The organism is Brevibacterium zhoupengii (assembly GCF_021117425.1).
GTDB classification, from domain to species: Bacteria; Actinomycetota; Actinomycetes; order Actinomycetales; family Brevibacteriaceae; genus Brevibacterium; species Brevibacterium zhoupengii.
In genome coordinates this window covers 1,436,658-1,458,872 of the sequence record NZ_CP088298.1, presented here as the reverse complement: position 1 = coordinate 1,458,872, position 22,215 = coordinate 1,436,658, and the positions used below count along the sequence as shown (strand labels likewise).

The window sequence follows — 22,215 nt, the reverse complement described above, 5'->3', positions numbered from 1 at the left end:
TTCAATCATGATCAATGTCAGTGTTCTCTCCCAGAATCCGGCCGCGGTCAACTGCGGAATCATCACCGGCTCCCACTCCAGCCTCATCGTCGACTCGGGCCCAGGACCCAGCGCCGCGAGACATCTGGCGGCCAGGGCACAACAGCTGAGCCTCGAGGTCACCGGCCGTGTCAATCCCCTCGCAGCCGTCAACACTCATGACCATTGGGACCACTTCTTCGGCAATGCCACCCTGGCCGCAGCAGGTGTCGAGTCCTTCTACGGCTCCCAGTCCTTCGTCGGAGATCAGGAGGCGAGCGCATGGATCGCCCTCGACGCGGTCCGCAATGCGCCCGAGACCGCGGAGTTCGCCACCGAGCTGCCTGAGGATCCCGGCGCCCTCCTCGTCGACGTCTCCCCCGTCGATGCGCCCGGAGCAGCTTCCGGGATCGATCTCGGCGACTGCCGGGTCGAGTTCCATGTGCTGGGCGGACACTCCACGGCGGATCTCGTTGTGCGCCTGCCCGATCTGGGCATCGTGTTCACCGGCGATCTGATCGAGGAGAGCGATCCCCCGCAGGCCGGCAATGATGCCTCACTGAGTGAGTGGGTGACCAGCCTGCGCACGCTGCTGTCGTTCTCCGAGGCCACCGCCTTCGTGCCCGGTCACGGGGTGCCCGTGGACCGAGAGTTCGTCACACGACAGCTCGCTGACCTCGAGGGCCTGCGGGTGAATCAGGCCGACGCCGAGGTGGCTCTGCCTGCCCGTGTCATGCCCGGTGACCATGACCGGACACTCCCCCGCGAGCAAGTCATGTTCCCTGTCGATGCAGAGCGGTGACAAGGTCTGAGCCGATGGCGCCGAAGAGCGTCTGCGCCCACACGCTGTCGCCATCGACATAGGGTCGGTCACCGTCGAAGATCCACTGCAGCTGGTTGCCGGCCTGCAGGTCCTGCAGACAGGAGCTGCACACTGGCACGCGGACGTTCGTCGAGTTCGCACCGACTCTCGTCCGTGCCTGTGCCTCACCGTGCAGAGGGTTGATCGTGCACAGGCTCTCGGGAAGCCTGCTCCCAGAACGGGAACCGCGCTTCTTATGCCCACCTGGACCCACCTCGGCGATCTCCCGTCCTGCCTGTCGAAGGAGCACCATCGCTCCGGCCAGGTCGATGCGCTCCGAGCCGTCGTCATCCACGATCCGACGAGCGATCTGATAGGCGTCGAGACTGCGTTCGACCTGCTCGGCGTCCTCTGCTCCCAGGTTCTGCGTCTGCAGGTCCTCGATCTGCTCGGCGAGCTGCGTCGTGTCGGCGTTGATGGTCTCGCGCAGTGACTTCCGCTGCAGCGAATCGACGCGGTTCAGCAGCCGATCGGGCAGCTGGAACTGCTGCTGTGTTCGAGTCGTCTCGCGGCGCTTCCGCAGCGACCTGGTGAACCAGATACCGGCGATGACGAGGGCGAGGATGAGTACAGCCCCGCCGAGGAACATCGGCGCAAAGGATCCCGAACCGTCAACGGTCTGAACTTCGCTGCCGGGTGCTTCCTGCCCGGTCACGGCTTCTTCCTGCGTGTATTCCTGTGGTTCTGCGTAGAGGTCGAGGAGGATATTGAGCTTCGTCGTCGACGGAGAGCTGTTGTTCCACTCGTCGCGGGCGACCGACAGTTGATCCATCACCTGCATCTTGAGGTCGTGGTTGTCCTCGAAGTTCACGTCGACAGCAATCTGGGATTCGCCGTTGATCATGATGAAGGATCCTTCGCCTCCGTGGAACACCTTGATCTGCTCCAGCAGATCTCGATTCAGAGAGTGTTCATCGACAGCAATGACATAGACGTCGTAGTCCAAGCCCTGCGCCGTCTCCCGAGCCTGGTCGATGAGATCCGCGTTGAGTGACCCCTCGACCGCACCGTCGATGTGGAATGCGTCGTCTTTGAGCGACTCGGCAATCTGCTGTGCATCAGTTGTCACGTGTTCTGCTTCTTCCTCTTGATCGCTCTCCACACCAGAACTCCCCCGATTCCCAGGCCACCTCCGACGATGAGGCCGAGCGCCGCACCCCCGACAGCTGCGCCGCCCGGATATGCCAGCGTGTTCGGGTCGGAGGAGGTGTCCTCATCGACGACGATCGGCTGCAGCTCATCGTCAAGACTTCGCGAGCTGCCAGACTGCGAGTCTTCGATTTCGGCGGCCTTGAGCGCTTCCACGTATTTGCGCGCCACGGCCGAATCATTATCGTCAACGTCTGTGGCGACATCATAGGAAGCCACTCGCCGGCTGGCTCCCTTGTCGGCAATTCCTTCGGTCACTCCCCCGACCACGACCACCGTGGCGCGCTTGTCGGGCAGCTCTTTCGCGATTCGCCCAGCCAGCAGTTCAGTCTGTCCGTCCGCGTCGTCGACCTGCGAGGCTGCGAGGAATGCGACGTAGATCGGCATGTCGAGGCCCTTGACTTCGTCTCTGATCGTCGCCAGGTTCTCGTCATCGACTTCGAAGGCCTGATATTCGTCGAGGTAGATCGGGTCCGACTGCAGCGACTCTGCGATGCTCTCGTAACGACTCGTATCGTAGTTCGAGTCGTATCGGCCTTCGATGCGATCGAGATAGATCGAGTCGACTGTGATCGTGTCGCCCTGTTCAGCCACGATTCGAGCATCCCGCGCTTCGTCGAATTCGGTGTAGCTGTAGATCGCGGAACCGGTTGCCGCTGCCCCGAAGATGACGACTGCCGCGCCCAATTTCACTGCCGGGTTCATCCTCGTCCTCCTGTCGCGGACGTCGACGGTGTTCCCAGCGTCTCGAGCACTGTGTCTTCGAGCGGTTGAAAGCTGCCGAACCCGGACAGTGCGTAGACATCGGATCGCTGGTAGTAGGGAATCGGCTTCTTCGATCCGGGCCGTTTGGGCACCATGAGGCACTCGGGTTCATGACCATCGTTGATCTCACTGCGGCAACGATCACACATGTCGACCGTGAGCGTGGTCCCCTCCTGTTTGAGCGCGAACTCTTCGATCTTGTTCCGGTGGTGAGGAAAGAGGAAGCAGAAGCGCGGTGCTTCGGAGCTGGCCTTGGACGAACCGCGCAGCCGAGCACGCACCCACTTGTGCGTACTCAGAAGGTTCTCGACACCGAAGCGGTGCGAAAAGTCGACGCTGCTGGCCCAATCGGGATAAGCCTCGATGAGCGACCTGATCGCCTGTTGCACTCGCCGACTGCGGTCATACACCGCCCACATCTCTTCGGTGGAATCCTGCGGCTCGGGAAGCGGTTCGAGCGCACTGTCGACGCGCTCCGGCAGCTGCTGCGTCCTGACGGGGTCTGGCTTCGTCGTCAATGAGGTTCGCCAGGAGTACTTTTCACGACGGCGCAGCACCCAGATGCTCAGTCCCAGTGCGGCAATGGCCGTCGCGCCGAAGACAAGGGCGTCCGGGTTGCCGTTGTCCAAACCGGTGGCTTCGATGTAGTCCTCATTGCGGTCCCCCGCATCGCGAGTGTCGAAGTCCGGGGGTGCCGGCGGTTCGGTCCCCTGCGCAGCCGCGACGAGGATCTGCAGCTGATAGGGCACTGCCAGTTCGACAGGCAGGAAGTCGTCACTGCTCGATCGGGCGAGGAAGTCCGAGCCCGGAGGTATCGCCGGCCCGTTCGCATCGACCAGATAAGCGTAGGATCGGGCGGCATCGTCTGCCTGACTGAAGAGGACGATGGTCTGTTCTCCACCGTTGTCCTTGTGCATCGCGTATGCGAGATCAGAAGTGAAGCGGGACCATTCCGGCTCGTCTGATCTCGGAAGCACAGGCGTGATCGCAATGAAGTGCACGATACCGGACTGCCCTGCCTGCTTCGAAGCATGTTCGATCGCTGTCGTCTGGCTGTCGGTCAGCCCTGGCGCAATGATCGGATCGATATACACAGGCTCAGTCTTCCAGGCGTCTTTGATCCTGGAACTCAACCTCTCCAGCAGCTTCGTCTTTGTGGAACTCTCAGTCACCACTCAAGGATAAGGCAGGGAGGAGGCGCCCCGAAGACGGAACCTGTTGCGGTCCCGCAACACTGCGACCAGCACAGTGAATGCAAAGAACCCCACAGCCTCAGCTGTGGGGTTCTTGCAAGCGGCAGCAGTCAGACTGCTGCCAGCGAAATCACTTGACGGTGACGGTTGCGCCCGCGCCCTCGAGTGTTTCCTTGGCCTTCTCGGCTGCGTCCTTGGACACGCCTTCGAGGACAGCCTTAGGAGCGCCGTCGACGAGGTCCTTGGCTTCCTTCAGTCCGAGGGAGGTGAGCCCACGAACTTCCTTGATGACAGGAACCTTCTTCTCGCCGGCCGATTCGAGGATGACGTCGAATTCGGTCTGCTCTTCGGCAGCCTCAGCAGCGGCAGCAGGTGCAGCGGCAACAGCAGCGGCAGGTGCAGCAGCTTCAACTTCGAAGACCTCTTCGAACTTCTTGACGAAGTCGGAGAGTTCGATCAGTGTGAGCTCTTTGAAGCCTTCGATGAGCTCTTCGGGGGTGAGCTTAGCCATGGTGGCCAGTCCTTCCTTTGGTGGTCACGGTGAGTGACCGGGTTTATGGGGTGTTGCTCAGGCGTCTGAGGCAGGAGCGTCGTCCTGCTTCTCACGCAGAGCGTCGACAGTGCGCACGGCCTTGACCATCGGAGCGGTGAAGAGGTAAGCCGCCTGGTGGAGGCTTGCCTTCATTGCGCCAGCTGCCTTTGCAAGCAGCACTTCGCGTGGTTCGAGGTCGGCGAGTTTGTTGACATTCTCAGCACTGAGGACGGCACCATCCCAGTAGCCGCCCTTCAATACGAGCTGAGAATTCGCCTTGGCAAAGTTACGCAATGCCTTTGCAGCCTCTGGTGGTTCACCGTTGACGAATGCGATCGCGGTGGGTCCGTTGAGGAACTCATCGAGGTCGTTGATTCCGGCTTCTTTGGCTGCAATAGCAGTGAGCGTATTCTTTACCACGGCGTAGCTGACGTTCTCACCGAGTGAAACGCGCAGATCTTTCATCTGCGCAACGGTGAGACCGCGGTACTCGGTCAGCAACACAGCGTCGGAGTTCTCAAACTGCTGTTTGAGCTCCTCTACTGCGGCTGCCTTGTCTGGCCTCGCCATGGTAGTTCCTTTCGTACAGTCGCCGGTCGTGTCCCGACAACAAAAAAAGCGCTCCACGCAGGTATGCGTGAAACGCTTCGGATGGTGAGTTCATAGGAACTCACCGGAAGAATCTCGTGCTCACCTGCGCGGGTCACTCCACTGGAGTCTTCGTTTCCGGGCAACAGGATCCGATTGCGAATTCTGCAGATTCCGGAAAGACCGACGGTCTTGGGTAGTTGAAGTCTATCGAAGGTGCTCGCACCAAGTCCAATCGACCGCAGAGATGCTGGACACATCGCTGGCTCAGCCAATCTCGCTCTCTGTGGACCCCGACCTCTACGACAAGCCTGGCAACATTGCGGGCGCTGAGCAACCTGCAGAGAGGCTGCTCAGCGCCCGGAATGTGGCTGAGGCCGAATCGGGTCAGTATTCGATGACCACGCGGCCGTCGATCTTGCCGTGGATCATCTCGTCGAAGATCGCGTTGATGTCGCCGAGCGGACGCTTGGAGAACGTCGGGTGGATCTTCCCCGCGGCATAGAACTCGAGCGCCTCGACCATGTCCTGGCGAGTGCCGACGATCGATCCGCGGATCGTCAGGCCCTTGAGGACGATATCGAAGATCGGTGCGGGGAAATCGCCCGGGGGAAGACCGTTGAAGACGATGGTGCCGCCTCGGCGGGTCATGGAGATCGCCTGCCCGAACGCCTTCGGATGCACCGCTGTGACGAGCACGCCGTGTGAACCTCCGACCTTCTCTTGGATGATGTCGGCTGGTTCTTCGGCGAAGGCATTGACGGTGATCTCCGCGCCGTGCTTCTTGGCCAGGGCCAGCTTGTCATCGGCGACGTCGACGGCGATGACGCGCATGCCCATCGCCACCGCATACTGCACGGCGATGTGGCCGAGCCCGCCGATTCCTGAGATGACGACCCATTGGCCGGGCTTGACCTCGGTGCGCTTGAGCCCCTTGTAGACGGTGACGCCAGCGCACAGCACGGGTGCGATCTCGTAGGGGTCGGATCCTTCAGGAATGATGGCGGCGAACTTCGAGTCCACGAGCATGTACTCGCCGAACGACCCGTCGACGCCGTAGCCGCCGTTGACCTGCTGCTCACACAGCGTCTCCCACCCCTGGCGGCAGTGCTCGCAGGTTCCGCAGGCGCTCCACAGCCAAGCATTGCCGATCATCTGTCCGACCTTGATGTCGGTGACGTCGGGGCCGACCTTCTCCACGGTCCCGACTCCTTCATGGCCGGGGATGAGCGGAACCTTGGGCTTGACCGGCCAGTCACCGTGTGCCGCGTGCAGATCGGTGTGACACACGCCCGAGGCGACGAGCTTGACCAGCACCTGGCCTGGGCCCGGCTCGGGAATCTCGTTGTCTCCGACAACCAGATCCTGACCGAATTTCTCGACTACTGCTGCTTTCATTGCTGCCATCATTGACTCCTTTGTGATGATGTCTGCTTAATCGTCGTGCGTCGCTGCCGTGGGGGCACCGTCGCGTCGGTTCTGCAAAGACTTGCCTCAGAAGAAGCCCTGGGCGTTCTCCGAGTAGCTGACCAGCAGGTTCTTCGTCTGCTGGTAGTGGTCGAGCATCATCAGGTGGTTCTCACGTCCGATGCCTGAGGCCTTGTATCCGCCGAAGGCCGCATGTGCCGGGTAGGCGTGGTAGTTGTTGACCCACACACGACCGGCCTGGATGTCGCGACCGGCCCGGTAGGCAGTGTTGCCGTTGCGTGACCAGACTCCTGCGCCGAGGCCGTAGAGGGTGTCGTTGGCCGTCGAGATCGCATCGTCGTAGTCGCTGAATGTGGCCACCGAGACGACGGGACCGAAGATCTCCTCTTGGAAGATCCGCATCTTGTTGTTGCCCCGGAAGATGGTCGGCTGCACATAGTAGCCGCCTGACAGATCCCCGCCGAGGTCGGCCCGGGCTCCCCCGGTGAGCACCTCGGCGCCTTCCTGCCTTCCGATGTCGAGGTAGGACATGATCTTTTCGAACTGGTCGTTCGAGGCCTGCGCACCCATCATGGTGTCGGTGTCCAGCGGGTTGCCCTGGACGATCTTCTTCGTCCGTTCGGCAACCGCTTCGAGGAAGGGATCGGCGATGGACTCCTGGATCAGTGCGCGGGACGGGCAGGTGCAGACCTCACCCTGGTTGAGCGCGAACATGGTGAAGCCCTCTTGGGCCTTATCCCAGTAGGCGTCGTCCTTGGCGTTGACGTCGTCGAAGAAGATGTTCGGGGACTTGCCGCCGAGCTCGAGCGTGACCGGGATGATGTTCTGCGAGGCGTACTGCATGATCAGGCGGCCCGTCGTCGTCTCTCCGGTGAAGGCGATCTTCTTGATCCGCTTGTTCGATGCCAGGGGCTTGCCTGCTTCGAGCCCGAAGCCGTTGACGATGTTGAGAACCCCGTCGGGCAGCAGGTCGGCAATGAGTTCCATCAGGACGAGGATCGAGGCCGGAGTCTGCTCGGCAGGTTTGAGCACGATGGCATTTCCTGCCGCCAGTGCCGGTGCGATCTTCCACACTCCCATGAGGATCGGGAAGTTCCAGGGAATGATCTGACCGACCACGCCGAGGGGCTCGTGGAAGTGATAGGCCACCGTGTCGTCATCGATCTGTGAGAGACCGCCCTCCTGCGCCCGGATCGCTCCGGCGAAGTAGCGGAAGTGATCGATGGCCAGGGGAATGTCGGCGTTGAGGCACTCACGGACGGCCTTGCCATTGTCCCAGGTCTCGGCGACGGCGATCTTCTCGAGGTTCTCTTCGATCCGGTCGGCGATCTTGTTCAAGATCACGGCGCGTTCCGCGGGTGAGGTCTTGCCCCAGGCCGGAGCCGCTTTGTGCGCGGCGTCGAGTGCGAGTTCGATGTCTTCAGAAGTGCTGGCGGGCACTTCGCAGAAGGTCTTGCCCGTGATGGGTGTCGGGTTCTCGAAATAGTTCCCGTTGACGGGAGCAACCCACTGTCCGCCGATGAAGTTCTCGTACCGTGATTTGAAGGTGACGAGCGATCCGTCTTGACCTGGCTGAGCGTAAACAGTCATTGCAACTCCTTTGATGCGTATGCGGCGATCGGATGTCTGTCTCCGATTGCTTCACACGCTACGCAGAGCAACGTTGCATGTGGGTTGCATCACACACAATGCGTTGCTGAAAATGAGCCGCGCAAGCTCAGTATCCGACTCGGTATCTGGCTCAGTATCCCAGTGCCTCGAGGCGCACGACGGCCGCATTGCGCTCGGGGGCCTCCGGCGGCGCCAGGCGCAGGACGGTCATCAGCACCTCGGAATCGTCTTTCGCCTCACCCAGTGTCGAGTAGCGCCACAGCTGCTGCCAGGTTCCGTTCTGCAGGAGGTTCTCGCGCATCAGCGCCTCGAGTTCTGCTCCGATCTCACGCACCCCCGGGGCGTTGGACTCCGGCAGCACCTGCCCTCGGTAGAGCTTGAGCGCTGTCTCCACATCGCCTTGGGTCAGAGCTCGGTGCGTGCGTTCGACATCGTTGTCGATGTCTCCGCGCAGACGGTAGGGGCGTGCTTCGACGGACAGATCGCCGAGGTGGGCGATCGTTCTGCGCAGACGCGCCATCTCTGCCCGGACGGTGACTTCGCTGCCGCCGAGTGCCCACAGCCGGTCGACGAGACCAGCACTGCTGATCCCTTCGCGGCTGCGCGCAAGGAGCAGCAGAATCTCCGCGTGACGTCCCGACAGCGCGATCTGGCCACCATCCGTCCCGAACAGGTATGGACGGGGCCCGGTGACCTCGAGATATGCACCTTGACCTGTCGCGGCCGCACTCGGCCTTCCGACGTCGGGGGTGTAGAGCTTGGACAGGCCAGCGCCGGCCGCCTGCGCCGTGGAATTGAGCAACGGCAGGACGATGGACGACACCGCGTCATCGCCGCCTGTGACATCGATGATGCCCAGCACCTGACCGGTCAGAGGATGGGTCACGGGCACAGCGCTGCAGCTCCACGAGTGCACCTCGGCGGAGAAGTGCTCGGCCTGACTGATCTGCACGGCACCGCGCGAGCGCAGAGCCAGTCCGGGCGCCGAGGTGCCCATCACGTCCTCCGACCAGTCGGTGCCAGGCACGAAGCCCATGGTCTCGGCCCGACTGCGGACGGCACGTTCACCTTCGACCCACAGCAGGCGGCCCTGCTCATCACCGAGTGCCACGAGCAGTCCGGCCTCTTTGGCGGGTTCGATGAGGTGCGACTGCAACAGGCCCATGATGGAGCTGAAGGGGTGACGACGTCTCACCTCGGCGAGCTGATCGGCCTCGTAGGCCATGCGCACACGCACTCCAGCCGGGTCCCGAAGACGATCCAGAGACCGGTTCCAGGATTCGAGGACTGCGGGGCGAACGCCGGGACCAGTGTCCGAAGTTAAGTTCAGCGAGGCCAGATTGTCATGGGCACGGCGAACAATGCGCTGATAGTCATCGCGAAGCAGCGGAGTCGGATGCATGGCGGAGCTGTCCACCCCCATCGGCGGTTGTCACACAGTGGTCTTCGGTGCTCACAATCTATCCGCGATGGGTCATCCGGGCAAGACCGGTCTCGCATTCCCAGACAACAGAAAGGGCGGGAAGTGAGAATCTCACTTCCCGCCCAGTCTCGCTGTGTGCGGTTCAATCCCTTACAGGGATCAGACCACGCGCATCGACGAACCGTCGATCGGAACGGCAGGACCGTTCGATGTGGTCACGGTTGCCTTCGAGATGTAGCGGCCCTTCGAGGAGCTCGGCTTCAGACGCACGATCTCTTCGATGGCAGCATCGAAGTTCGCCTGCAGTGCTTCCTCGGAGAAGGAGACCTTTCCGATGATGAAGTGCAGGTTCGAGTGCTTGTCAACGCGGAATTCGATCTTTCCGCCCTTGATCTCGGTTACGGCCTTAGCGACATCCATGGTCACGGTGCCGGTCTTGGGGTTCGGCATCAGGCCACGGGGACCCAGCACCTTACCCAGACGTCCGACCTTGCCCATCATGTCAGGGGTGGCCACAGCCGAGTCGAAGTCGGTGAAGCCATTGGCCACCTTCTCCAGCAGGTCATCGGAACCGACGAAGTCGGCACCTGCTTCACGGGCAGCTTCTGCACGGTCGCCGGCAGCGAACACCAGGACCCGAGCGGTCTTACCGGTACCATGCGGAAGGTTGACGGTGCCGCGCACCATCTGATCCGCCTTACGTGGGTCAACACCCAGGCGGAGGGCGACCTCAACGGTGGCGTCGTACTTCGCCACTGTGGTCTCTTTGGCCAGGGCGATTGCCTGAGCCGGTTCGTATGTCACATCTGCGGCGATCTTCTCTGCCGCGGCCTGGTAGGCCTTTGAACGCTTTGCCATCTGCTTCTCTCCTTGCAGTCGTGGTGCGGGCTGCGCGAGCCCTACCACAGTGAAATGTCTGGTCTCAGACCTCGATGTCGGTGGTCACGCCCATAGAGCGAGCGGTGCCAGCGATGATGCGGTCAGCCTGATCCAGGTCATTGGCGTTGAGGTCAGGCATCTTTGTGGTGGCGATCTCACGAACCTGGTCGGCGCTCAGGTGAGCAACCTTGTCGGTGTGTGGAGTAGCCGATCCCGACTTCACGCCTGCAGCCTTCTTGATGAGTTCTGCAGCCGGTGGGGTCTTGAGGATGAAGGTGAACGAACGGTCTTCGAACACAGTGATCTCAACGGGAACGATGTTCCCGCGCTGGGACTCTGTAGCGGCGTTGTAAGCCTTGCAGAATTCCATGATGTTGACGCCGTGCTGGGCAAGCGCCGGACCAATCGGAGGAGCCGGGTTAGCGGCACCTGCCTGAATCTGGAGCTTGACGAGGCCGGCTACCTTTTTCTTGGGAGGCATATACGGTCCTTAATCTTGATAGTTTCGATGTGCCAGAGAAATACGGCGCATCGTCTGAAAACAGCTTCCGATGAGAGCCGAGATCAAACCACACCAGTATTCCATGCCTGCAGACCCCGGAGCAAATGTCGGTGACAGGCATCACTGGGCGTGAATGTGCGAAAGGGCCCGGAATTCACCGGACCCTTTCGCGCTTTGACAATCAGCTCAGAGCTTGGACACCTGGTCGAAGCTGAGCTCAACGGGAACGTCACGCTCGAAGATCGACAGCAGCACGGTGAGCTTCTGCGATTCCGGCCGGATCTCCTGGATCGTTGCGGGGTGGCCCTCGAAGGAACCTTCCTTGACGAGGACGGACTCGCCGACCTCGTATTCCACCTCGGTGATGGGGGCGGATTTCGCCGCCTGCTCAGCCTGCACACCTTCAGCGGCGGCGGCTTCGGCCTGACGCTCTTCGAAGATCGGAGCGAGCATCGTGAAGACCTCGTCGATGGACAGAGGCGTCGGGTCGTAGGCGTTGCCCACGAATCCGGTCACACCGGGAGTGTGGCGGACCGCGCCCCAGGACTCGTCGGTGAGCTCCATACGTACGAGCACATAGCCCGGGATGCGGACTCGACGGACCTGCTTGCGCTGTCCGTTCTTGATCTCGACGACGTCTTCCATCGGCACCTGGGACTCGAAGATGAACTCTTCGAGGTTGAGGCTGATCGCACGGTTCTCGAGGTTCTGCTTGACGCGGTTCTCGTAGCCTGCGTAGGAGTGGATGACGTACCAGTCACCCTCCTGCATCCGCAGTTCCGACTTGAACTCTTCGGCCGGGTCGACCTCGTCGGCTGCGGCACCGTCTTCGTCGGACTCTGAATCGGAGCCGGACTCTGACTCGGTCTCAGCGTCTTCTGCGGCACCATCTTCGTCAGAATCGGCGTCGTCTGCGAGGGCCTCGGCAGCTGCGTCATCGGTGGAGGCAGCCTCGGCGACCGGGGCTTCCTCAGCAGAAGCGTCTTCGACCTGTGCGTCGTCGGCGCTCACAGCGGAGGTTTCGTTGTCCACGTCTTCCACCACTGGTGCAACGCTCGACTCCTCTGGAGTGGCGTTCTGTGTCTCAGGGGTTTCCTGCTCAGGTGAACTGGTATCCGACACCGATCAATTCCTCGCTTCGCGTGTAGTGATTCCCATATGGGAGTGAAGGGTCTGCAACGTGTTTGAAATCCTAGTGATCACCGTTGGCGGTGATCACCACAATGGCCACAGGGGTGTTCCGCCGAAAACGAATCCGACGAGCTTGCCGAACACGAGGTCGAGGACCACCACGAGAAGCATCATGAAGAGGATGAAGCCCAGCACAACCAGGGTGTAATTGACCAGTTGCTTACGTGTCGGGGTGACGACCTTCTTGAGCTCCGCGATGACTTCGCGGAAGAACTGCAGGATTCGTCCGAAGAACCCGAGCTGCTTACGACTGGCGCCCTTGGGCGTATCTCCAGTCTTCTTTGCCGGTGTGTCGCTCACACATCCTCACTCGGTCGGTTTCCATTGGGACAGCACAATTGTTCAAGCCCGTCGAGGACGGCGTTTCGCCGATATGACTCAAGCAGATATCAACTGCGCAGGGGTGACAGGACTCGAACCTGCAACCTACGGTTTTGGAGACCGTTGCGCTACCAATTGCGCCACACCCCTTCGATTCGACACCCTCGATTCGTGTTCCCCGAGTCGTGTCCAACCACGAGAAACGAGCATACCGTCTGTGACCGCCGTTAGTCGAACCGGCCATTGACACCTGCCCAAATTCGATCGGCGGCAACCCTATTCTTCGGCTGCAGCGGGCTGTTCCTGCGGCGGCCGAGCGATGAGCGGCACCGGATCCGGGAAGGTCTTCCAGGGTTCGATCGTGACCGCCTGGTCGGGGCTGACCGTGACGATCTGGACGTCGACGGGCCGTTTGGTCTTGTTGTCCACGCGCACGATGCTCAGCTCCGCGACCATCTTCAGCGGCCCCGGGGTCAGTGCGTTCGCCAGGGCCCCGCCTGTCGTCGAACTCACATAGCGGACTCCGCTGCCCAAGGTCTCAGGACCGACTCGTCGGTGCCAATGCCCGCTGAGGCTGTAATGAGCACATCCGGAGCGCAGGGACGGTGCCCCGACCCGTGCATCGTGGATGAGCATGATGTCGAAGTCGCTGGCGCAGGCTTCTTCATTGAGTTTCTGCGCGTACTGGTCGGCGGTGAGATCCGTCTCGAGCTGCGGGCCGGATCCGAACACGGTGCGCCTGGGGTCGGGGCCGCCGAAGAACGTCACCCCGCTCATCTCCGCGCTCGAATCATCGAGGACCTTCCAACCTTGGCTGCGTGCGTGGTTCGTAGTTTCGGTGGAGTCGTGGTTGCCCTTGACGATCATCCGCGGCAGCTTCTCGGGCAGTTCGTCGTCGAGCACGTCGAGACAGTAGTTCTCCGCCGAGGTGCCCGTCATCGTCACATCTCCTCCGTCGATGTACGCGTCGGCCTCGCTCATCCGAGCCACAGCACCGACGACCCGGGCCATGCCGATGTTGCAGTGCAGATCCGAGCCGAACACGAACGTGGACACGTCGGCGCTCGTCTCCTCAGCTGTTCCCTGGGCAGGCGGGACCATTCCCTGATCCGACCAATTGCCGCTCAGGGGGCGCATTCTCCACTGCTCGCCGAGGTTGGCCAGCACCTGATCGTAGAAGGCGTCGTTGTCCTCGGAGAAGTCTTTGACCGCGGTGAATGCGGTATCGATGACCCCGCCGAGGCGGCCCGTGACCTGGGCACCAGCCAGCGGAGTGCCGTCGAAGGCAGGGTCGGCGACGAGGGGCTTGGGTCTGGTGAGGACCGCGGTGCCGACGCTGGCCAGCACGAGGACTGTGACCAGCCCGATGCTGATGAGTTCCTTGCCGACGAAGGCTCTGCCGATTCCGGCCAGTCGAACGGGTCCGAGGATGAACGCCATGGCCACGACAACACCGCTGACAATGCACACAGCGAGGGCCCAGCGGGCCAGAATCGCCGTCGTGAGCCCGTTGACGACCTCGTCGACCTGCGCCTGCGGAGCCGAGAACAGGGAGGCGTAGGAGGCGATGTCCCCACCCAACGCATCGACTGCCCCTCCCCCGACGCCTGCATCCGATCCAGCACCGCCTGACCCCTCGGAGGAGTCTCGATCGGATCGCCGCTCTGAGGCGCCGGCGTGCGAGTCATCGTCATCGACTCCCGAGACCGGGATCTGTCCGATGTCGACGGTGAGCCCGAGCCCCAGCGGCAGATACTCACCTGCGGGGATGAGCAGCTTGCCCAGGGGCCCGAAGTCAACGGTCAGCCGAGAGTCGGCGGTGATCTGATAGCGGGCTTCGTGGGGACCGAAGCTGAGATCTGCTCGCGCGGAGAACAGCGCCCACGGCAGGGTCACAACTGCGACCGCGGCCATGAGGATGAGCAGCGCTGCGGTTCTCCGACGAGGCGACACTGGAGTCAATCGGTTCAGAGAGAGCAGGCGATGAACGTCGGTTCGGGCTCGAGGACGATGCCGAACTTCTCATTGACTCCGTCGACGACTGTCCGTGCCAGTTCGAGCACGTCCTTCGTCTCGGCAGCACCGCGGTTCGTCAGAGCCAGGGTGTGCTTGGTCGACAGGCTGGCCCGACCGGCCCCGACGCTGAAGCCCTTGGAGAATCCCGCATGTTCGATCAGCCAGGCGGCCGAGGTCTTCGTCTGCCTCTCGATCGTCGACCCGCTCAGCGGGTCAGTGACCGGGTACCGGGGAGCCTCGGCGGGCAGCGTGGTGGGGTCATCGACGATCGGGTTGGTGAAGAAGGACCCCGCTGACCAGGTGTCATGATCGGCTAGGTCCACCACCATGCCTTTGGACCTGCGCAATGAGATCACGCTGCGGCGGACCAGTGTTGCCGGCACCGTGTCCCCGATCTCGACGTCCAGCGCCGAGGCGAGCTGCGCGTATCGCACGGGCAGTGAGTCTGGGCTGCGGTGGAGGTCGAAGGTCACCGACAGCACCAGATACTGGGCGCTGCCCGTTCTCTGCTGAGCACGCTTGAGTGCCGAGGTGCGGTAGCCGAACTCCAGTTCGACGGCGCTGAGGTGACGGACTTGGCCGGCGAGTCGATCGAAGACCTCGACCGAGGAGATGAGTTCGGCGACCTCGGTCCCGTAGGCGCCCACGTTCTGGATCGGGGTCGCCCCGACGGAGCCGGGGATACCCGACAGCGCTTCGAGGCCGGCGAGGCCCTGGTCAAGAGTGAAGGCGACGAATTCGTCCCAGTTCTCCCCCGCCTCGGCGATGACACGGGTTTCCGAGTCCGAGGTCTCGGTCATCGTCACCCCTTTGGTGGCGACCACGCACACGTCGGCTGCGAAGCCGGCGTCGGAGATGAGCAGGTTCGACCCGCCGCCGATGAAGAGGACGTCGGCGCTCTCACGAGCCGACAGGCTCAGGGGATGAACACGAGAGAATTCGACGAGCTCGTCCCTGGTCTCCGCGATGTGCAGATTCGCTGCTGGGCCGCCGAGGTGAAACGTCGTGAAGTCTGCCAGCTCCGAGGTCACCGTGAGACTCGGATCTGGGTGCGGCTGAGCACATCCTGGTCTCCGGACTTCACCGTGACGTCGATGCGGGCGGTGCCCACAGCGCTGTCGACGGCTCCGACGACTGCGGTCATCGCCAGTGTGGCCGTAGGTGTGGCCGGCGTGCCGGATTCGGCGTCGGGAACGAGCACCGGTGCGGAGAAGCGTGTCCGGTAGTCGACGATCGCGCCCGGGTCGCCGACCCATTCGACGATGGGGGCGATGACGACGGCCATCGAGAGCATGCCGTGGGCGATGACTCCGTCAAGGCCCACCTCGGTGGCGAAGCGTTCTGACCAGTGGATCGGGTTGTGATCGCCTGAGGCACCCGCATAGTCGACGAGCGAGGCCCGCGACAGGGGGATCTCGGTTTCGACGACGGTGTCTCCGATGGTCAGTTGGGAGAGATCGTTGACACTCATTCTCCGTCTCCTCTCACGACGATGGTCGAAGTCACGGTGACGACCGGCTGATGCGCGGCGTCGGTGATCTCGGTGCGGGTGGTGATCATGGCGTTGCTGCCCGCGGCGCGCACGCCGTCGACATGGGTCGTGGCGGCCAGGGAGTCGCCGGCGACGATGGGCCGGGTGATGCTGAACTGCTCCGAACCGTGGACGACCTTGGAGAAGTCGATGCCGGACTCGGGATCGCTGATGTAGGCCGCTTCGGACTTCTGCGCGATGATCACGGCGAACGTCGTCGGTGCTACGACGTCGTGATAGCCCAGAGCAGTCGCCGCCTCGGTCTCGAAGTGGTAGTCGGCCGAGGCATTGGTGGCCAACGCGAATTCCGCGACGGCCTCCCGCGACACCTCGTAGGGGCGGGGCAGGGAGTAGCTGGTCCCCTGCTTATCGGTATTCACCGGCATAGTGGCTCTCTTTCGATAAGACGTCGTGATCCCAGCCTAGCGGCCCGCCCTCATGGGATGGGAATTGCCCCGGCCGGTGGTTCCCACCACGGATTTGACCACGAATTCGCATTGGGTTCACTCAATTGGTGCACGATCGTCCTCAGCCCCCGAAAACTGGTATAAGTTGTTGTCCACATCACGTTTGACGTTCGGTATCCGAATCATCTCCGCGATGACGCGGGCGGACGGCTCAGGTGACTGCGAGCAGTGTGGCCAGATGTATTCACAAGGAGTAGTGCGATGACGAAGAACCCTGCAGACTCAACCGCGTCGAAGACAGCTGGGAACAAGGACGTGCCGAGCCCGCAGACCGGTTCAGGAACCAGCACGAACAAGCGCGTGGTCAAGGATGCCGTCGCAGTTCCCAGCACAGGACGAGGTCTCAATACGGCCGAAGCCCGCCCTCATGCCGCGTCAGCGCCCGCCCCGGCAGCCACCTCGGCTCCGGCTGCCGCCACTGGCCCGGCTGCCGCCTCGGCGCCGGATTCGGCTGATGTCGAGGTTCATGTCGGCACCGATGCCGCCTATGCGGGCAAAGAGGCAGAACGGGTCCAGATCCGCCGTCCCCTGCGCAATATCTCCGAGGTCCGCCACTTCTTCCGCACCAACATCACGCCGATCTACTTCATCGGCGCGACCCCGTTCAACCTCCTCGGCCTCGACCGGTGGGTTCGCAACTTCTCCTACATCACGTACTACGACGGCTGGGACGGCGGGCACCCGCGCGTCTTCTCCCCGCGGTACAAGCCGTTCGTCGAGTTCGAGAGCGGCGAGGCGATCAACAACTGGCTCCTCCTCAATGCCGAGGTGCGTGCCCATATGACGGCGAACGTGCCCCACGGGGAGAGGCCCAAAGTGGCCATGGTCTTCTTCGATGAGGAGACCGAGCGCATCTGCCGTGAACTCGGCTACGACCTGATCCTCCCCTCCGCAGATCTGCGCAATCAGCTCGATTCGAAGATCGAGACGACGAAGCTCGGCAACGAAGCCGGCGCCTTCTCCGTGCCCAACGTGCTCACCACTGCCGATACCTATACGCAGCTGAACGCGGAGGCGAAGAAGGAGGATCTGGGCACCGACCTCGTCGTCCAGACTCCGTACGGAGATTCGGGGAAGACCACGTTCTTCATCGCCGCCGAGGCGGATTGGAACCGTCACAAGCATGACATCATCGGCCAGCAGCTGAAGATCATGAAGCGCATCAACAACACCCCGGTGGCGGTGGAGGCCGTGATCACCAGCAGCGGAGTCGTCGTCGGCCCGTTCCTCACCGAACTGGCAGGCTTCGCCGAGCTCACGCCGTACAAGGGCGGTTGGTGCGGCAACGAGATGACCCCCGACGTGCTCACCGCAGACCAGCGCACACGGGCCCGGGAACTGGTCCGACGCATGGGTGAGGGGCTGCGCAAGCGCGGCTACCGCGGCTTCTTCGAGGTCGATGTGCTCGTCGATCTCGACACCGACGATGTCTGGCTCGGCGAGCTCAATCCGCGGATCTCCGGCGCCTCGGCGATCACGAACGTCACGGCCGGCGCCTACGCCGACGTCCCGCTGTTCCTGTTCCACCTGCTCGAATACCTCGACGTCGAATTCGACCTCGACGTCGATGAGATCAACGAGCGTTGGGAAGAGCTCTCCGGCGCTGATGAGTGGAGCCAGATGGTCATCAAGGAGACCGCTGACATCACCGAGTACATCACGCACTCGCCGCTGACCGGTCAGTACTATCTCGACCAGTACGGGACCCTGACCTACAAACGTGCCGCGCTTGACTGGCATCCTCTGCAGAACGGCAACGAGGTGTTCTTCCTGCGCATCTACGGAGCCGGCGAATACCGGTGGAAGGGTGCCGACCTCGGGGTACTCGTGACGAAGAACCCGCTGCAGACGAAGGCCGGAGGGCCGAACGCCCTGAGCATCAGGGCCAAGCACTTCATCGACTCCGTTCGGGCGATGTACGCCGGTGTTCCCGTTGCGGCCGAGGATCCGTCTCCGGCGCTGGGTGGCCCGGGCGCCAAGGGCGATTGACATCTTCCTGTGGTGATAATCTCATCACGGACTTCCCGAAACGACTGCAAAGAGGTGAAGAGTGACTGAGACGTCGCCGGACCAGACTGTGCCCGACGCCCCCGTCATCGACAAGGACAACTGGCAGGACGCCGACAATGTCCGCTGGTCGTTCCAGCACGTCGATCAGGTGCTGCCTACGACGCCGATCTCGCGTGGGACCGGGCCAGTGGCTCAGCTGCCGGCGGATCTGCAGGATCTGGGCAGCGTCGAGGTCCCCAAGACTGAGTTCTCCGAGGCTCGCAGCGTGCGCAGCGTCATCGAGGCCAGCGACACTGATGCCTGGCTGGTCATGCACCACGGCACGGTGCTCACCGAGGAGTACTTCTCCACGATGGGCCCGGGCACCGAGCATCTGCTGATGTCTGTGAGCAAATCGCTCGTCGGCACCGTGGCCGGGGTGCTTGCCGGCTCCGGCGATCTCGATCCGAGCCGGCTGGTCACCGACTACGTACCCGAACTCGCCGCTTCGGGCTACGCCGGAGCCACCGTGCGTCACATCCTCGACATGCGCTCGGGAATCAAGTTCTCAGAGAACTACCTTGACCCGAAGTCCGAGGTCAGGCAGATCGAGGAGGCGATCGGCTGGTCGGAGACGAAGCCCGCGGGACAGCCGACGGGAATGTATGAGTTCCTGACCACGCTCGAGGCGAAGTCCGAACACGGCGGCGTCTACGAATACCGTTCGTGTGAGACTGATGTGCTCGGCTGGGTGTGCGAGAAGATCGCGGGCGAGAGCATGCAGACTCTCATGTCGCGCGTACTGTGGTCGCGGATCGGAGCCGAACACGATGCGCTCATCGCCACCGATCAGTACGGCGTGGGCATGTTCGACGGCGGCATCAACACCACTCTGCGCGATCTGGCCCGCTTCGGCTACCTGTATGCGAACCGTGGGATCTCACTCACTGGCGAGCAGGTGGTGCCGACTTCGTGGATCGGCGACACGCTCACCGGCGACGCCGACATCAGACAGGCCTTCGCCGACGGTCCCGACGACAACCGGATGCCCGGTGGGATGTACCACAACCAGTTCTGGTTCCCGTTCCCCGATTCGCATGCCTTCCTGGCGTTGGGCATCCACGGGCAGATGATCTACATGAACCCGGGAGCCAACTTCGTCGGCGTCAAACTCTCCAGCTGGGGCCTGCCTCAGGATGCACGCAAACTGTTCCCCACGATCCGTGCCTTCGACGCCCTGGCGAAATCGATCAGCACACCAGTCGTCGACTGATCAGTCCAGCCCGGTGTGAACCTCAGGTCGGTACCAGACTGGCCCGGCACCTGAGTGGCTCAGGTGCCGATCCGGGCCGTCCGAAACGGAGAAAACCACAGGCCTATCGCACTCAGTGCGAAGATGATCGCGGCGCTGACCAGCAGGAGCTGCGTGTTCGTGACTGCGGCGAGCATTCCTGCCAGCGGTGAGACGACGACGATGACTGCCCGGTTCATCGCGCGCATCGTCGTGTTCGTCCGTGCTTGGAAGGCATCTGGCGTGATCGATTGTCGGTAGGCCATCTCGTGAGAGTTGCTCAGTCCGATGGCGAATCCGTGCAGCCCTACCCCGGCGAAGAGAACGACCACTGACCCAATGTCGCCGTGTAGTCGGCCCGCGAGCGGTGTGGCCGCAAACAGGATGAGCGCACCAGCGGCCGAGCACAGGTGAGCGAGGATGACGACTCGCCCGCTGCCATGCCACTCCCCCAACCGCGGCGAGAGCAGTGCGCCGACGATGCCGCCCAACCCGCCTCCGGCCATGACGATGCCGAACCAGAAGGCGTCGATGCCGATGACTCTGAGGAAGTAGTCCGCGCTGACTGCGGCGAGGATGGCTTGCGCAGTGAACCAGACGTGGGTCCAGATCGCTAGGTCACGCAGGCTCGGCGTCGAATACACCCACTTCAGTCCCGCCGCGATCTCCTTGCGCAGGTTCGGTTTGCCCACATTCTCTTTGTCGGGAAGTCTCGGCTCTTCAACTCGAATCCGGGAGACGACGAGGGCCGAGAACAGATAGGTCACCACATTGACCAGGACGGCGATCGGCGCCGCGATCACGGCAAGCAGTCCCCCGCCCAGAGCCGGCCCCGCTGTCTGGGCAACCGCGTCCGTGCCGTCGATTCGCGCGTGGGCCGCCTGCAGGCCGCCGCGCGGAACGAGGCGGGGCACGAATGCCTGCGAGGCGCTGTCGTTGACCAGCGTTGCTGTACCCAGCAGGGCCACGATGAGGAGCAGCGGCCCCAGGCTGAGCACTCCGAACGCCCAGAGCGCCGGGATGGCGCACAGCAGCAGAGCGCGGAAGAGGTCGCTGGCGATCATGACGGGTCGACGTCGGACGCGGTCGATGAGTGCACCGAGCACGAGTCCGAACAGCAGGTACGGAAGCCACCTCGCCGCGTTCATCCACCCCAGGCCCACGGTGCCCGCGTGCAGATGGTCGACGACGATGACCTGCAGGGCCAGGAAAGTGATCCAGGTGCCGAAACCGGAGACGGTTTCGCCCGCCCAGAACCACCGAAAGGCTCGGGGCAGCACCGCACTCATGGACTCAGGCTATCAAGATGGTCACAGCCCCAGGTGGGCGATCTGGGGTGCTTCCTGGCCGAGGATCGCTGCGGCCAGGCCCTCGCCGATCAACGGTCCCATGGTCAGTCCCCCGGCACCGAAGCCCGAGGCCAGCCACAGACCGGGTGCCCCTGGGACTGCTCCGGCATAGGGCAGACCGCCGGGTCGTGTGGACATGGGCCTGACGCCGACTCGTGTCTCGAGGATCGTTGCCTCGGCAAGCCCGGGAGCGATTCTCAGTGCGTCGTCGAGGACCTGTTTCTGCCCGGCTGCCGTGGTTCGCACGTCGAAGCCGACGTCGTCCTCACGGGTGGCTCCGATGACGACTCTGCCGCCGTCGAAGGGCGTGATGTAGTGGTGGTCGAGCGGATGGACCGTCGGCCACGGCGAGGTGTTGGCTCCGTGCAGGCTCAGGTGGATGAGCTGCCCTCGCTGCGGGGTGATCGACACCGTGTGCCCGAGGTGCTCGAGGATCTCCGAGCTGCGCGCTCCACCGGCGATGACCACGGCGTCGAAGTCCTCCACCGCCGAGGTGGTCCCCACCTTCCATGTGCCGCTTGGATTCGTGGACCTGCCGTGTTCGCTGGTGATGGTTCTCGCCGAATCGTGCACCAGCCTGGCCCCATAGGTCCTCGCTCCGGTGAGGATGGCATCGCGCAGGGTACGCCCATCGACTCGACCGCCCCCGGAGATGAACAGCCCTGTCATATCCGGGGCGATCGGCGGGAAGATCTCGCGCAGATTCGCCGAGTCCATGTCATGGACCTCGCCAGCGACAGCCCCGGCACCCGCGGCACGTTCACGGATGAGTCGGGCCGCCTCGGCGAGCGCTGTGGGGTCCTCGTTGACGACGAGTGCACCGGATCTGCGGTACCCCAGCTCGGGGATGCCGAGCGCACTGAGCCGGTCGAGGAATTCGGGATAGTAGCTGCCTCCGGCGGCATAGGTTTCGTAGTAGGCGCCGGTGCTCGTCGAGACCCAGGGTGCGATGATGCCCGCGCTGGCAGCGGTCGCCTGACCGGCCATGGCCTCGTCGAAGATGGTGACGTTGACGTCTCGTGAGGCCAATCCGAAGGCAACGCAGGCGCCTGCGATTCCACCGCCGATGACGGCAACCCGAGCTGATGTGTCGATCACGGCAGTGCGTCT

At 62.8% G+C, this 22,215-nt stretch carries 21 protein-coding genes and 1 tRNA gene; 3 read left to right on the top strand and 19 right to left on the bottom strand.

From position 1 onward, the window contains the following. The first annotated feature begins 7 nt into the window (after positions 1-7). A complete protein-coding gene (locus tag LQ788_RS06610; protein ID WP_231446041.1) occupies positions 8-820 on the top strand; it encodes an MBL fold metallo-hydrolase in 813 nt (270 codons plus the stop codon). On the opposite strand, the gene LQ788_RS06605 is transcribed toward LQ788_RS06610, so the two are convergent. The 17 genes from LQ788_RS06605 to LQ788_RS06525 form a co-directional block, all read right to left on the bottom strand. Next, positions 792-1,949, bottom strand: coding sequence for a hypothetical protein (locus LQ788_RS06605; protein ID WP_231446040.1), 1,158 nt, complete (start codon positions 1,947-1,949; stop codon positions 792-794). The genes LQ788_RS06610 and LQ788_RS06605 overlap by 29 nt on opposite strands. Further along, positions 1,946-2,734 carry a hypothetical protein gene (locus LQ788_RS06600; RefSeq protein WP_231446038.1) on the bottom strand — a complete coding sequence of 263 codons (789 nt, stop codon included), beginning with the start codon at positions 2,732-2,734 and terminating at the stop codon, positions 1,946-1,948. Before LQ788_RS06600 ends, LQ788_RS06605 begins: the two co-directional genes overlap by 4 nt. Further along, positions 2,731-3,966 carry a hypothetical protein gene (locus LQ788_RS06595; protein ID WP_231446037.1) on the bottom strand — a complete coding sequence of 412 codons (1,236 nt, stop codon included), beginning with the start codon at positions 3,964-3,966 and terminating at the stop codon, positions 2,731-2,733. Before LQ788_RS06595 ends, LQ788_RS06600 begins: the two co-directional genes overlap by 4 nt. Positions 3,967-4,117: 151 nt before the next feature. Next, positions 4,118-4,498, bottom strand: coding sequence for a 50S ribosomal protein L7/L12 (rplL, locus tag LQ788_RS06590; RefSeq protein ID WP_009883590.1), 381 nt, complete (start codon positions 4,496-4,498; stop codon positions 4,118-4,120). A 57-nt stretch (positions 4,499-4,555) separates the two neighbouring features. Then, positions 4,556-5,089 (bottom strand): 50S ribosomal protein L10, encoded by a 534-nt coding sequence (gene rplJ / locus LQ788_RS06585; protein WP_143921969.1) that lies wholly within the window; start codon positions 5,087-5,089, stop codon positions 4,556-4,558. 405 nt (positions 5,090-5,494) lie between these two features. Beyond that, positions 5,495-6,514, bottom strand: coding sequence for an alcohol dehydrogenase AdhP (adhP, locus tag LQ788_RS06580; RefSeq protein WP_231447357.1), 1,020 nt, complete (start codon positions 6,512-6,514; stop codon positions 5,495-5,497). Positions 6,515-6,601: 87 nt separating this feature from the next. Next, positions 6,602-8,125 carry an acetaldehyde dehydrogenase ExaC gene (exaC, locus tag LQ788_RS06575; protein ID WP_231446036.1) on the bottom strand — a complete coding sequence of 508 codons (1,524 nt, stop codon included), beginning with the start codon at positions 8,123-8,125 and terminating at the stop codon, positions 6,602-6,604. Between the two features lie 151 nt (positions 8,126-8,276). Continuing rightward, entirely contained in the window at positions 8,277-9,548 is a 1,272-nt protein-coding gene (locus LQ788_RS06570) for a helix-turn-helix domain-containing protein (RefSeq protein WP_231446035.1), read from the bottom strand. Between the two features lie 180 nt (positions 9,549-9,728). Continuing rightward, entirely contained in the window at positions 9,729-10,427 is a 699-nt protein-coding gene (rplA, locus tag LQ788_RS06565; RefSeq protein ID WP_069599771.1) for a 50S ribosomal protein L1, read from the bottom strand. Between the two features lie 64 nt (positions 10,428-10,491). Further along, the gene (gene rplK, locus LQ788_RS06560) at positions 10,492-10,929 is read right to left on the bottom strand and encodes a 50S ribosomal protein L11 (RefSeq protein WP_069599770.1); all 438 of its coding nucleotides are present in this window, start codon (positions 10,927-10,929) and stop codon (positions 10,492-10,494) included. A 207-nt stretch (positions 10,930-11,136) separates the two neighbouring features. After that, the gene (nusG, locus tag LQ788_RS06555; RefSeq protein WP_231446034.1) at positions 11,137-12,072 is read right to left on the bottom strand and encodes a transcription termination/antitermination protein NusG; all 936 of its coding nucleotides are present in this window, start codon (positions 12,070-12,072) and stop codon (positions 11,137-11,139) included. Between the two features lie 93 nt (positions 12,073-12,165). Beyond that, complete coding sequence (gene secE, locus LQ788_RS06550) at positions 12,166-12,441, bottom strand: preprotein translocase subunit SecE (protein WP_009883598.1); 276 nt, start codon at positions 12,439-12,441, stop codon at positions 12,166-12,168. A gap of 98 nt (positions 12,442-12,539) precedes the next feature. Further along, positions 12,540-12,612 (bottom strand) — tRNA-Trp (locus tag LQ788_RS06545). Between the two features lie 126 nt (positions 12,613-12,738). Continuing rightward, a complete protein-coding gene (locus LQ788_RS06540; protein ID WP_231446033.1) occupies positions 12,739-14,415 on the bottom strand; it encodes a metallophosphoesterase family protein in 1,677 nt (558 codons plus the stop codon). Between the two features lie 14 nt (positions 14,416-14,429). Continuing rightward, positions 14,430-15,509: a UDP-N-acetylmuramate dehydrogenase gene (locus LQ788_RS06535; protein ID WP_231446032.1), complete on the bottom strand. Its 1,080-nt coding sequence runs from the start codon at positions 15,507-15,509 to the stop codon at positions 14,430-14,432. Then, a complete protein-coding gene (locus LQ788_RS06530; RefSeq protein WP_231446030.1) occupies positions 15,506-15,949 on the bottom strand; it encodes a MaoC/PaaZ C-terminal domain-containing protein in 444 nt (147 codons plus the stop codon). Before LQ788_RS06530 ends, LQ788_RS06535 begins: the two co-directional genes overlap by 4 nt. Continuing rightward, entirely contained in the window at positions 15,946-16,395 is a 450-nt protein-coding gene (locus LQ788_RS06525; protein WP_231446028.1) for an FAS1-like dehydratase domain-containing protein, read from the bottom strand. Before LQ788_RS06525 ends, LQ788_RS06530 begins: the two co-directional genes overlap by 4 nt. Positions 16,396-16,677: 282 nt before the next feature. Between LQ788_RS06525 and LQ788_RS06520 the strand changes: the two genes are divergently transcribed. Together LQ788_RS06520 and LQ788_RS06515 are read left to right on the top strand one after the other, a co-directional pair. After that, on the top strand, positions 16,678-18,465 hold the full coding sequence (locus LQ788_RS06520) for a biotin carboxylase (protein ID WP_231446027.1): 1,788 nt from the start codon (positions 16,678-16,680) through the stop codon (positions 18,463-18,465). Positions 18,466-18,526: 61 nt separating this feature from the next. Then, positions 18,527-19,738 carry a serine hydrolase domain-containing protein gene (locus LQ788_RS06515; protein ID WP_231446026.1) on the top strand — a complete coding sequence of 404 codons (1,212 nt, stop codon included), beginning with the start codon at positions 18,527-18,529 and terminating at the stop codon, positions 19,736-19,738. 59 nt (positions 19,739-19,797) lie between these two features. Here LQ788_RS06515 and LQ788_RS06510 read toward each other — a convergent pair whose 3' ends face one another. Further along, positions 19,798-21,045, bottom strand: coding sequence for an MFS transporter (locus LQ788_RS06510; RefSeq protein WP_226824023.1), 1,248 nt, complete (start codon positions 21,043-21,045; stop codon positions 19,798-19,800). A gap of 21 nt (positions 21,046-21,066) precedes the next feature. Then, entirely contained in the window at positions 21,067-22,203 is a 1,137-nt protein-coding gene (locus LQ788_RS06505) for an NAD(P)/FAD-dependent oxidoreductase (RefSeq protein ID WP_165770806.1), read from the bottom strand. Positions 22,204-22,215: the final 12 nt, after the last annotated feature.

Coding starts and splice junctions, on each gene's coding strand:
- LQ788_RS06610 (WP_231446041.1), top strand. CDS start 8: ATGATCAATGTCAGTGTTCTCTCCCAGAATCCGGCCGCGGTCAACTGC.
- LQ788_RS06600 (WP_231446038.1), bottom strand. CDS start 2,734: ATGAACCCGGCAGTGAAATTGGGCGCGGCAGTCGTCATCTTCGGGGCA.
- rplL (WP_009883590.1), bottom strand. CDS start 4,498: ATGGCTAAGCTCACCCCCGAAGAGCTCATCGAAGGCTTCAAAGAGCTC.
- rplJ (WP_143921969.1), bottom strand. CDS start 5,089: ATGGCGAGGCCAGACAAGGCAGCCGCAGTAGAGGAGCTCAAACAGCAG.
- adhP (WP_231447357.1), bottom strand. CDS start 6,514: ATGGCAGCAATGAAAGCAGCAGTAGTCGAGAAATTCGGTCAGGATCTG.
- exaC (WP_231446036.1), bottom strand. CDS start 8,125: ATGACTGTTTACGCTCAGCCAGGTCAAGACGGATCGCTCGTCACCTTC.
- LQ788_RS06570 (WP_231446035.1), bottom strand. CDS start 9,548: ATGCATCCGACTCCGCTGCTTCGCGATGACTATCAGCGCATTGTTCGC.
- rplA (WP_069599771.1), bottom strand. CDS start 10,427: ATGGCAAAGCGTTCAAAGGCCTACCAGGCCGCGGCAGAGAAGATCGCC.
- rplK (WP_069599770.1), bottom strand. CDS start 10,929: ATGCCTCCCAAGAAAAAGGTAGCCGGCCTCGTCAAGCTCCAGATTCAG.
- LQ788_RS06530 (WP_231446030.1), bottom strand. CDS start 15,949: ATGAGTGTCAACGATCTCTCCCAACTGACCATCGGAGACACCGTCGTC.
- LQ788_RS06525 (WP_231446028.1), bottom strand. CDS start 16,395: ATGCCGGTGAATACCGATAAGCAGGGGACCAGCTACTCCCTGCCCCGC.
- LQ788_RS06520 (WP_231446027.1), top strand. CDS start 16,678: ATGACGAAGAACCCTGCAGACTCAACCGCGTCGAAGACAGCTGGGAAC.
- LQ788_RS06510 (WP_226824023.1), bottom strand. CDS start 21,045: ATGAGTGCGGTGCTGCCCCGAGCCTTTCGGTGGTTCTGGGCGGGCGAA.